This window comes from Paenarthrobacter sp. FR1, from assembly GCF_051106045.1.
In the GTDB taxonomy this organism is placed as follows: domain Bacteria; phylum Actinomycetota; class Actinomycetes; order Actinomycetales; family Micrococcaceae; genus Arthrobacter; species Arthrobacter nitroguajacolicus_A.
Map to the genome: position 1 here is coordinate 16,014 of NZ_JBPFSF010000017.1, position 11,811 is coordinate 27,824.

The window sequence follows — 11,811 nt, forward strand, 5'->3', positions numbered from 1 at the left end:
ATGGCATGGCTCGTAACGGGAGGAGCCGGCTACATCGGCTCCCATGTAGCCCAGGCACTCATGGATGACGGCCAGGACGTGGTGGTCATCGACGATCTATCCAGCGGCAAGCGCGGCTTTGTGCAGGAAGGCGCTGCTTTTGAGCAGGGATCTCTGCTGGATACCGAATTCCTCAAAGAAGTATTCGAACGCCACGACGTAGCCGGCGTGATCCACCTGGCGGGGTTCAAGTACGCGGGGGTTTCGGTTGAATGGCCGCTCCACACCTATTTCCAGAACGTCACCGGTACAGGAAACCTTCTGGCAGCCATGGAAGCGGCATCTGTGCGGGCGATCGTCTTCTCCTCCAGTGCGGCCGTCTACGGGAACACGGACGTTGATTTGGTGACCGAATCGACGCCCACAAGGCCGGAATCTCCCTATGGCGAATCAAAGCTCATCGGTGAGTGGCTCATCGCAGACCAATCACGGGCAACCGGGCTTCGGCATACCTCGCTCCGGTATTTCAACGTGGTTGGCTCCGGCATCCCGGAAGTGGTCGATGTTAGTCCGCACAATTTGTTTCCGTTGGTCTTCCAAGCGCTGAAGGATGGCGCCACACCAAAGATTTTTGGTACGGCGTACTCCACCCCGGACGGTAGCTGCGTACGGGACTACGTCCACGTTGCTGACGTTGCCGCGGCCCATGTGGAGGCCGCCCGGAAACTCCGAGATGGCGTCGACCTTGAGCCGGTCTACAACCTTGGCAGCGGCACCGGAGTATCTGTTCGCCAGATCATGACTGAAATGGCCTCTGTGACGGGCATAAAGTTCGCACCCCAAATTTGCGCAGCCCGGCCCGGCGATCCCGCCAGGATCGTTGCCTCCGGCGAACTTGCACGCCGGGACATCGCCTGGGAACCGCGGCATTCGCTCCGCGACATGATCTCCAGCGCCTGGGCGGCAGCCGGGAACCAGAAATTATCCACCCACTAGCAGAACAAAACGCACTATCCCAAAGGAAACATCATGATCGACGCCCCGGAACTGCTGGCAACCATCACAGCCACCACCAAAACCACCATGGAAATCAACCTCAACGCCGCCATCCAGGAAGCGGAACAGCGTGCGCGTGACGAGGGCCGTCGAGGCATCCTGGTCACCCGGCTGGACTACGCGTCCTACACCGTAGAACTCTCCCCGGACGTGCCCTACGGCTACACCTATGAGAAGCAGTGCGCCTGATGTCTTGACATCGAGGCTCAATTACTGTTCTTTTTACGTAAACTAGCACCATGTTCACGCGAACATGAATTGTCAGAGGATGGTCTGCGTAGTGTCAAATAGTGGATCGGGCATTGGGCTCGCCGCACGGCCGGTAAACCGCGACAAAGCCCGTTCCGCAAGGAATCGTCGACGTTTATCCTTCCGCTTTCGCTCGGCGAATTCGGCCAGGAGCATGTTGTCATGCGTCCTTGTGGCTTTTAGTTTCGCCCTGGGTTTCACGCCGGGCTGGGCTTCGGAAATCAACGGCTCCGACATCAAGCTCAATGTTCAAATTTCACCTCGCGCCCAATGCGGCGGCCAATGCGTACCGAATGGCCTCCCTACGACTGGTACCGACCCGCTGGAAGCCCTCATTGCTGCGGGGCTCTGCGGAGGGGCTGGCGTGGTCCTCATGTTCGTTGGACGGGAGCGCCCTTCTACCCGACAGAAGGGTGCCTAAACCCTTGCTGGAAGCTAAAAAGCCGTGTAAGTTTACGTAAACATTTCAAGATGTTCTTAAGTCGATCTACCTGCCCCAGCTGTTTGCGTGCGCATAGCCGCGCATCGAGCAGCTCGCATACCCAACCTCGAGGCAACCGACTGTTCGGGCGAGTAAGGGTAAATTTCGCCGAACTGGATTCCGTATACGAGCACGGGGTCCGCCCTTGGCGCTTCCCATTACCGACACCTGGATATGAATCTCCCCGCATCCCGATAGACAAGGAGCACGGCTATGAGCAAAGCCAGCTTGATAGTAAGAATTTCGGCAGCTGCCGTAGGCACTGCCTTACTGGCCGGCGTGGCCGGAGCCGCAATGGCTGAAGAAAACCACGGCGACCAGGACGTAGACGTCAATGTAGCGATTGCCCAGATCGACGAGCCTGGAATCCTGGCCATGAGCGTGGCCGGAACCACGGCCACACTGACGGAAACCGGCTCGTCTCCAACCGTCCGCCAGTTCACGGGTTCGCTGCCCACGGTAACGGTGACTGATACGCGACTGCCGGACCAGATCCCCGCCGGGGCCGGCTGGTACGTCATCGGCACCTCAACCGACTTCACGGGCACAACAGGCCAGCCGGTGATCGGAGCCGGACACCTAGGGTGGTCCCCTTCGCTGATTGATGGTGGCGAATCGGGACAGGTCGCCGAGGGCGACGTTGTGGAGACGGTCATGGATTCGGGACCGGACGCAGTAGGCCTGGTGGACCAGGAACTGCTTGCACTGGCCCTGGACTCTGCTGCGATTGCGCCTGAAGGCCAGTGGACCGCAACAGCGGGCCTGTTCCTCCGCACGCCAGCTACCGTCGCGGCCGGCGATTACACCGCGAACCTGACGTTGTCGCTGTTCGAGTAGACGCATTGTTGGTCCGGCTCCTGGGGGAGCCGGACCATTTTGCGTTCAGTATGCAAAAGTTGCAGAGAAATGTCCTGACTGCCGAACAGAAGGAGCACGCATTGATTCCCGAAATAGCCGGACTTCCGGCCCTGGAGTGGACGTCATTGCCCAGCCGCGGCAGCTACGACGAAGCCGAGGGAACGCTCACGCTGACGGCAGCGTCCGGCGTTGATTGGTCCAACGATTCCCTCGGCGGCGAACAGGAGCACCGGGCCTCAGCATTGGCATTCACGGCTCCCACGTCCTTCTCGCTGTCGGCGAGAGTCATGGTCGCCTCACCGCGAACAACGTTCGACGCCGCTGTGCTGGCATTGTGGGTGGACAACGACCACTGGGCTAAGCTCTGCTTCGAATACTCACCGCAAGGGGAAGCCATGGTTGTCAGCGTGGTGACCAATACCTACTCTGACGACGCGAACGGTCCCGTGGTGACAGGCCCCTGGGCCTACTTGCGGGTCAGCCGCGTTGGCCCCGCGTGGGCGTTTCACTCGTCAGTTGACGGCCGGGAGTGGTCCTTTGTCCGTCTCTTCAGGCTGGACATAGACAAGCCAGTCCGCGTCGGGTTCATGTCGCAAGCTCCCATGGGGAACAGCTGCGAGGCGCGATTCGACAGCATCGAATTCACCGAGACGTCCCCGGAGAACCTTCGCGACGGCAGCTAGGTCACCCTAGGGCACGGCAACCATGGATGCAGTCGGCACCGGCGCGGTAGTAGGCGCGGCCGGTTCCATTGCTGGCGGGGGTGCCGGCGCCGTCGGCGCCGTGGGCGGTGCCGTTGGTTCTGTGGCTGGGTAAACCGTGGCTGGTGGCGTGACGGGTTGGGCGGGTGCCGGTTCCGTCGGTTCGGCCGGCGGAGATGTTGGCGCTGTCGGTTCTGTTGGAAGCGGGACGATGGGTTCCGGGGGACCCGTCGGCGTGGCCGGAGGCGTAGGCGGTGCCGTTGGTGCGACGGGAGCCGTGGGTGGCGCTGTGGGCGCGGCCGGAGGGGTAGGCGGTGCCGTTGGTGCGACGGGAGCCGTGGGTGGCGCTGTGGGCGCGGCCGGAGGGGTAGGCGGTGCCGTTGGTGCGACGGGAGCCGTGGGTGGCGCTGTGGTCGCGGCAGGAGTGGTGGGTGGCGCTGTCGGTTCTGTGCTCGGCAGCGTTGCTGACGGCGGAGTCCCGGATTCTGCGGCCGGCGTCTCCTTGCCTCTACGATCGGTAGCCAACGACCAGTGCGGTAGGTTCCATGCCGGCGTCGTACCTGTCTGCGGTGTGAAGCTCGTCAGCCGCAGTGCATCTACATACGTCTCAAGCGTCAGCGGTACCAAGCTCCATGCTGATGGATCGGTCAGCGTCCCGTTCACGATCGTTTCGAAATGAAGATGGCATCCTGTGGACGAACCGGTGGAGCCGACCAGCCCGACGACGTCGGCAGCCGAAACAGTTTCTCCCTTCCGTACCGCGGCGGACTGCAGGTGGTTGTAGGTGGTGACCAAACCGTTGCCGTGGTCGACTTCCACCCGGTTTCCTCCGCCCCAGGGATGCCAGCCGACCTCGCGCACGATTCCCCCATCTGCGGAATGCACCGGTGTGCCACAGGCCGCGGCGAAGTCCTGTCCCGTATGGAATTCCCCAGTGGAACCCGTGATGGGGCTGGTGCGTGACCCGAAGGGTGAACTCGGATGGAGGCTAACCAGCGGAGACATCAAGGACCCAGCGCCTGGCCGCGCCGGGCCGCGGGACGTGGCACCTGCGGTTTGGCCTGAGCCGCCGCTGGTGAAGCAGGTGCCGGGTGCTTCAAAACCTTGGGAGTCCAGGAAGCCCACGATCTCCTGGGCCAACTGCCGGTTCTTGGTGTAGTGGTCTGGATCCTCGTTCCGCTGTACGCGGTGGATGGCAAGGCTTGAGGGCAGCACTTGCCAGTTCTGGACGTCTTTCAGTGCCAGAAAGAAGCTGGTTGCGCTGACAAATGGATCCATACGGTCGGAGTAGGAGCCCCACGCCCCGTTGGCCCGCTGCTGGAAGAGGCCCCGCGAGTCCGGGCCCGCGGCGTCTCCGTAGTCCTTGCTTTCAAGGGACGATTCGCCGAGTGCGGCCTGGACGCCGAGGATCCGGGCATCGGCGGGGAGCGCCAACTTTTCCGCCGCCGCCATAATGGCCCCGGCATTCCGAAGTTGGACTTCTGAAACAGAGCCGATACCAGGGAGCCCTCGGCCTTCGGTGACTGTTCGTTGACAGAGCACGGCCCCTAAGGCATCCGTAGGTGTGAAGGTAGGTGGCGTCGTCGTGGAAGCGTTGGAGACTTGAACTGCGGACCCATTCGCGGGCCCGTCGGCTACTGCGAGGGCGGGCTTAACGGCCTGTGTCTGGACGCGCTCGGCTGCTGGGTGAAGGGTCTGGACACCGCCCGAATGGAAGCTGCCCAACATGGTGGCCGCGGAGAAGACCGCCAGCGGTAGCCGGAGACGCTTCCTGATCCGCATCGCGGGCGGAATGGACAGCGGGATCACCTCTCTGGAGCCGCGGTCAGAATGGCCGGGGTTCACGGCGATCACCGTTAAGTTCGGGATAGGGCCCGACCAAAGAGTTGGAGGTCGACGACATTGTCTTGATCCGTTCATGTTTACGTGAACATTATGGCAACGTAAACATACCGTGTCCGGGGGACCTCGGTCAAGACTTGTGCAGCTTGTGGACTGACAATTCCATATCGATAAATACCGCGAACATGGCCCGGTGCATTCACTCGACCACATCCGGCGCCCACCGGACTCCTCAGCGAGGGCCCGTACCTTCGCAATGACAGGAGGTCCTCGATTCCGCAAGGGGCTTGAACGCCAACAGGAAGCACCATAGCTCGCTTCCAGCCAGGCGTTCCGTTCCGAAGAGATGGCGCTCCGAATATTAGGAGCCCAATCCCAGGAAAGTCTCCTGGGGTCCTTCCATCTGCTCGGACAGAAGTACTGATAGGAAAGTCCGAAAAGTAGAGGCGAGGTCTGTACCGGAGGATATGTCGCTGCAATGGATACGTGATACTGACGGCACTACTCAGCGAATCGTTCGCGATCCGCCGATCAAACTCGGCAAGGTTGGCCGGATCAGCCCTAACCAGGAACTCGATGGGGAAAGATGAGGTGACCATGGCAGGAAGCGCGGCGATGGCAGCGCTGGCCCCTCTTCGAACGCGGCTTCTTGCCTTGAGCGTGCGTCCGAAGGGTGTCCCGAGTTCATATGCGGGGAGCGCCCCGCAAGCGGCCGAAGGGATCGCGGGGGGCGGAGTTCTCTCAGCCGAACCTCAAGGTGAAGAAATCCTCCTGCAGTCTGAGGTGGTTCAAAGAGTCGCGGATGCGTTAGGGCGCCGGAAGCATCAGCAGGTTGAAGAATCCGCGGAGACCCTTGACGACGTCGACATCGCCGGGGGCCAGCAACCACTGGGTCTGCAACCCCTCCCACAAAGCCACCAAGGACACGGCGGCCTCGTCCGGATCCACGCCGGGGCGCAGCCTGCCTTCCGATGCCAACTCGCGGAACCGCCGTGCGTAGCCAGTGCGCAAACGTTCGAAGCGCTCGGTGAAGTACATCCTGCCCGGATGCCCATCAGTGAGTGACTCAGCGCAGAGCACCGTGTACAACTCGATCACTCCGGGAATGTCTTCGTTGAAGAGCGCCGTCCGTACTACGGAGTCCACCAAACCTTCCTCCGTGGCATCCGGAAACACGGCACATGTAATTTCATCCCTGCGTTCCAGCACGGCCATCAAGAGATCTTGTTTGGAAGGGAAGTAGTGGAACAGGCTCGTCTGGCTGAGTCCTGCCTCGTCTGCAACTTCCTGCAATGACCCGCTGCGGTAGCCGCGGGCAGCGAACACCGAGTGCGCAGCGTCGAGTATGGCTCGCCGGCGTTCTTCGGATTTCGCATACGGGCCACGCCGCCCGGTGCGGCCAACGTTCTTTGTGGTCATGGCTAGCCAGTGTACAGGCGTAGTAGTGGCCGATTTCTAAAATTCGAGTAACTGCTCGAATTTCATGCTATCTTGATCACATTACCGAGCTGGAGCAGTGTTCCACCGCACCGTCAAGCTGACATGAAAAGTCTCGAGCTCATAATCCGATTCACGCGAATGCGCTCCAAGGCGCAGTAGCTATGGGCGTACCGAAGGAGCCTTTAGTAATGACCATCACCGCCAGCTACATCACTGACCGCGGCCCGGGCTCGGGCAGCAGACTCCCGGCCCGCTCGTGGCTGCACACCGATGCTCCGGCACTCTCCTTGAACGGGCAGTGGCGCTTCCGCCTTCTTGCCGGCGCGCCCGGCACCCCGGGTGGGCGCGGCGTCCTGCCCGTCGGGGAAGCCGTGGAGGGAGTCGGCGATGAAACCCTTGACGATTCCGGCTGGGACCGGATCCCCGTTCCAGCGCACTGGGTGCTGGAGGGCGAGGGCCGTTATGGGCGTCCCATCTACACCAACGTCCAGTTCCCGTTCCCCACTGATGCGCCCCACGTCCCGGATGAGAACCCCACCGGCGACTACCGGCGCAGCTTCAACCTCCCCGATGACTGGAGGGATGCCGGGAAAACCGTACTGCGCTTTGACGGCGTCGAATCCCGGTACAAAGTGTGGCTCAACGGCATCGAAATCGGCGTTGGCACGGGCAGCCGGCTGGCCCAGGAATTCGATGTCACGGAAACAGTGCGTCCAGGACACAATGTGCTGGCCGTCCGTGTCCATCAATGGTCCGCATCAAGCTACATCGAGGACCAGGACCAGTGGTGGATGCCGGGTATCTTCCGCGACGTAACGCTCCAAGTACGTCCTGAAAAGGGCATCGACGACGTCTGGTTGCGCACGTCCTACGCCAACGGCAGCGGCGAAATCACCCCCGAAATCACAGCAGACGAAGCCGCCTATCCGTTGCGGTTGTCCGTTCCGGAACTGAACGTCGACGTTGTCTGGAACTCCCCTGCCGACGTCGTCCCGGTGGCGATCACCGCCGTCGAACCCTGGTCTGCGGAGGTTCCGCGGCTGTACAACGCGACGGTGGCAAGCGAAGACGAGACCATTTCGCTGCGCCTCGGTTTCCGCACGGTGGAGATCAAGGGCGACCAGTTCCTGGTGAACGGCAGGCGCGTCGTGTTCCATGGCGTCAACCGGCATGAGACACATCCGGACCGCGGCAGGGTTTTCGACGAGGACTTTGCGCGCGCCGATCTTGCGCTGATGAAGCAGTTCAACGTCAACGCGATCCGCACCAGCCACTACCCGCCGCACCCGCGGTTATTGGACATCGCAGACGAGATGGGTTTCTGGGTCATCCTTGAGTGCGACCTTGAGACCCATGGCTTCGAACGGCACGGCTGGGTAGGTAATCCCAGCGACGATCCCGCGTGGCGTGAAGCTTATGTGGACCGCATGGAACGAACGGTGGAACGGGACAAGAATCACCCGTCCATCGTCATGTGGTCCCTCGGCAACGAGTCCGGAACGGGCTCCAACCTGGCGGCGATGTCCGCATGGGCGCACGCCCGGGACGCCGGCCGGCCGGTCCACTACGAGGGCGACTACACCGGCGCCTACACGGACGTCTACTCGCGGATGTACTCCTCCGTCCCCGAAACAGAGGCCATTGGCCGCGACGATTCCGGCTCGCTCCTGCTCGGCTGCTCCGCTGCGGAGTCCGCACGGCAGCGCACCAAACCTTTCATCCTGTGCGAATACGTCCACGCCATGGGCAACGGTCCCGGTGCGATCGACCAGTACGAGGACCTGGTGGACCGCTACCCCCGGCTCCACGGCGGCTTCGTCTGGGAATGGCGGGACCACGGGATCCGCACCACCACGGCTGATGGCACTGAGTTCTTCGCATACGGCGGCGACTTCGGCGAGGTTGTGCACGACGGCAACTTCGTCATGGATGGCATGGTCCTCTCCGACTCAACGCCCAGCCCGGGGCTCTTTGAGTACAAGCAGATCGTCGCTCCCCTCCGCTTGGGCTTCGAGGCGTTCGACGGCGGCTCCCGCCGCTACATCTCCGTCGCCAACCTGCGGCACACGGCAGATGCATCCGACGCCGTGATCCGCTGGCGCACCGAAGTGGACGGCGTTGTGGACGTCTCGGGCGAGCTCGACGTCGTCACCCCGGCGGGCGAGCCGCTCACCGCTGGCGCCACGACACGGATTGAACTGCCGGAGTTCGCGGCCGCAGGTTCGGGCGAACGCTGGCTCACCGTGGAAGCGGTCCTCCGCAAGGACACTGAGTGGGCGGAGGCCGGTCACGTCATCTCCGCTGCGCAAATGGAGCTGACCGGGGTACGTCCCCGTTTGTCGGCCCCTCGCCCCTTGGTATCAGCTGAGCGGGCGGCTGACGTCTTGGAGGGGACCGTGGTGCTGGGGCCCGCCGTCTTTGAGGACGGCCGGTTGGCCTCGCTTGCCGGACTCCCGGTATCCGGGCCGAGGCTGGAGTTGTGGCGCGCACCTACGGATAACGATCGCGGTGCTGGCCGCGGTAGCTATGATCTCGCCGATCCGTGGCTCAACAACGGCGATGGGGTCCCGGCCCCCTCCATGGAGACGGTATGGCGTGCTGCTGGCTTGGACCGGATCACGGCCCGTGTGGAGAAGGTCTCTGCAGGCGAAGCGAGCGTGGCGGTCCAGACCCGTTATGCCGCTGCCGACGCTGCTCATTGGGTCTCAGTGGAGGAGACGTGGCAGTTGTCCGACGGCGAGCTCTGGCTCCGCGTGGACATTGTTCCGAGCGCTGGATGGGACATCATTTGGCCACGGGTGGGAGTCCGGTTTGACCTTCCCGGTTCCGCGGACGGAGCTTCATGGTTCGGCGCCGGACCCCGGGAATCCTACCCGGACAGCATGCACGCGACGTTGGTGGGCCGGTACTCGGCCGATATCGAGGACCTGGCGGTCGATTACGCCAAGCCGCAGGAATCGGGACACCGCAGTGCCGTCCGGTCACTCGCCCTACAAAATTCCGGAGCTCCGTGGCTGCAGCTCGACGCCGCCCCTGACTCCCGTGGCCGTCTGCCTGGTTTCACACTTTCCCGGCACACAGCCCAGGAGATCTCCGCCGCAGCGCACCCGCACGAGTTACCGCCGAGCCAGGGCAGCTACCTGTACCTCGACGCTGCACAGCACGGCCTCGGGTCCCGGGCGTGCGGTCCGGACGTCTGGCCGGATTATGCCTTGCGACCGGAAGCCCGGACTGTGACGTTCCGGATCAGCGAAGCGCGCTAGTACACCGTTGCAGGGCCCGCTCTGCGTGCTTCCGGGCACTAATAGCGCCCAGAGCGGACCCCGCAACACCATCAAGCGACCGCAACCGGCTCCTTCTTCGCGGCGTCCTTGCGTATGGTGGCGCTGATGACTGCGGCCACTGTGCACATGGCAGCTGCGCCCAGCCAGGCGTAGTTGTAGTGCCCGGTGACCCTAAAGCAGGGCAAACCCAGCTTGGTGAATCCAACGACGTCCCATGTGACTTGCTGAGGGATCCCGACAGAATCGGGCGATATCCAGCTGGTTCACTCGTCGGCCACATCGCCGAGGAATGGTCCAGCCCTGGGAGCATCGCATTACTTCGGATTTCCGGGCGAGCTCCGAGGCGAGCATAACCGTCCGAGGTCAAGGTCCGGAGCCTGCGGTGCTGGTGGCGAACCGTACCTGGACGGCACAAACCAGCGGTCTGTGCCGGGTACTACGTCCCGTGGGCATAGTGTGGGATGACTGCGGATCGACGGTCGCCACCTGCTTACCAAGGCGTTCCGGTTGGCACCTGCGGGAAGCTGACCCCCTCACTGTCCATCACCCGCGGCACGGAGTTGCAACTGAACTGGTTGATGATCGCCAACCTTGACCCGGCCGCTCCGGACGTGAACGTTTCCGCAGTGGCCAGCACCATGTTTGTTGCCGGAAAGGTCACCGTGACGGCGCAGCTGACCAACAACGACACCAAACCAGGGCAGGCCACCTTCACGTCGGGCCGCGGACTAATGACCTTCTTCCGGAGACGGAGCGCAAACCTTCTCTCAAGACGGCAACCGAGGCCAGCATCACGGTGACTTACGAGGCAATCCGACTGATCACCCCAGCCTTCCAGCAGCCCGGAGACGAAAAGATGCTGGTTCCCATACATAATCGCCCGCTTCCATAATTGCCCGCTTCACCCATGGGGTATCCTCGACCTTCGTTGATGGCTGATGAGGACCCATGGAAAGGGCGATAACTTACGCTCTCGCCACATCGGCATCTTCCGCGGCATCCCGCGCCGCTTCGCCGCCGCTGTCAACCGCCGCCGTGCGTTCGCCCGGAACCAACCCGTCACCGCCATGACCAGACCCAGAATCTCACCTCTGCGTGCTCCTTCCCCACCCGGGCGGACTCCAAGCCCTACCACTTCGTGATACCCCGACGCGCTTCCGTCGACAACCCGCACACCCTTCAATGACACCAAGCCCGCCCGGACCCCGCCAACATTTTCGCGAGCATCCCTACCTGAGGCACCACCAGGATCGCGAGGACATTGGCTGAGTCCGCCTCCCCTTGACGGGTGACGTGCGTCACTGTATGTTTACGTAAACGAAAATCAATGTTTACGTAAACTCCAGTGATTACGTAGCTATGACGAACCGGATCCGGACAATGTTGTCGTTTCGAACGCAGCCTCGCGCTTTGCTCGGCGTGGGCGTCTCCAATTTCAGGCCGCGCTTCCCAGCCATTCCGGGACACGGCCTTAAAGACAAGGTCTTCAAACCCGCCATCCTGCTGATCTGACGCTGGTGGCCCCCCAACCGGCGGGCCACCCGTCTTCCTTGCCCCTCTTCCCGGCCGGATAGCCGGGCTTATGTGAAAGAAGCATGAAAGTGAACGGACATAAATTTCTGGCCCGCGGTGCAGCCATCACGACTGCCACGGCGTTGTTGCTGGGTGTCGCCGGCATGGCGATGGCCGACCAAAACCACGGCGACCAAGACGTGGACGTGAACGTCGGCATTACCGAAATCGTCGACGGCGGCGTGCTGGCCATGAGCGTGGCAGGCACCGCCACCGCACTGACTGAAGACGGCTCCACACCTACCGTGCGCCAGTTCAAGGGCACCCTTCCCACAGTGACGGTCACCGATACCCGCGCCGCGGACGAGATCCCCGCCGGTGCCGGCTGGTATGTACTGGGCACCTCAAC

8 protein-coding genes and 1 pseudogene are annotated in these 11,811 nt (G+C 62.5%); 7 read left to right on the forward strand and 2 right to left on the reverse strand.

Annotated elements, in window-relative coordinates:
- The 4 genes from galE to ACR30Z_RS22280 all read left to right on the forward strand — a co-directional run bounded on the left by galE (window position 1) and on the right by ACR30Z_RS22280 (window position 3,306).
- On the forward strand, window positions 1-975 hold the full coding sequence (gene galE / locus ACR30Z_RS22265; RefSeq protein WP_434374632.1) for a UDP-glucose 4-epimerase GalE: 975 nt from the start codon (window positions 1-3) through the stop codon (window positions 973-975).
- Window positions 976-1,008: 33 nt separating this feature from the next.
- On the forward strand, window positions 1,009-1,224 hold the full coding sequence (locus ACR30Z_RS22270) for a hypothetical protein (RefSeq protein WP_434374633.1): 216 nt from the start codon (window positions 1,009-1,011) through the stop codon (window positions 1,222-1,224).
- Between the two features lie 754 nt (window positions 1,225-1,978).
- Window positions 1,979-2,602: a hypothetical protein gene (locus tag ACR30Z_RS22275; RefSeq protein WP_434374634.1), complete on the forward strand. Its 624-nt coding sequence runs from the start codon at window positions 1,979-1,981 to the stop codon at window positions 2,600-2,602.
- A gap of 101 nt (window positions 2,603-2,703) precedes the next feature.
- Complete coding sequence (locus ACR30Z_RS22280; protein ID WP_434374635.1) at window positions 2,704-3,306, forward strand: DUF1349 domain-containing protein; 603 nt, start codon at window positions 2,704-2,706, stop codon at window positions 3,304-3,306.
- Window positions 3,307-3,312: 6 nt separating this feature from the next.
- On the opposite strand, the gene ACR30Z_RS22285 is transcribed toward ACR30Z_RS22280, so the two are convergent.
- Complete coding sequence (locus ACR30Z_RS22285) at window positions 3,313-5,169, reverse strand: M23 family metallopeptidase (protein ID WP_434374636.1); 1,857 nt, start codon at window positions 5,167-5,169, stop codon at window positions 3,313-3,315.
- A gap of 804 nt (window positions 5,170-5,973) precedes the next feature.
- A complete protein-coding gene (locus tag ACR30Z_RS22290; RefSeq protein WP_434374637.1) occupies window positions 5,974-6,585 on the reverse strand; it encodes a TetR/AcrR family transcriptional regulator in 612 nt (203 codons plus the stop codon).
- Between the two features lie 209 nt (window positions 6,586-6,794).
- Here ACR30Z_RS22290 and ACR30Z_RS22295 point away from each other — a divergent pair, with 209 nt between their 5' ends.
- From ACR30Z_RS22295 to ACR30Z_RS22305, 3 genes and pseudogenes are all read left to right on the forward strand, one after another.
- The gene (locus ACR30Z_RS22295; RefSeq protein WP_434374638.1) at window positions 6,795-9,869 is read left to right on the forward strand and encodes a glycoside hydrolase family 2 TIM barrel-domain containing protein; all 3,075 of its coding nucleotides are present in this window, start codon (window positions 6,795-6,797) and stop codon (window positions 9,867-9,869) included.
- A gap of 482 nt (window positions 9,870-10,351) precedes the next feature.
- Window positions 10,352-10,690, forward strand: a complete 339-nt coding sequence (locus ACR30Z_RS22300; RefSeq protein WP_434374639.1) for a hypothetical protein — start codon at window positions 10,352-10,354, stop codon at window positions 10,688-10,690.
- Window positions 10,691-11,491: 801 nt separating this feature from the next.
- Window positions 11,492-11,811, forward strand: a pseudogene (locus tag ACR30Z_RS22305) (hypothetical protein); the annotation flags it as partial.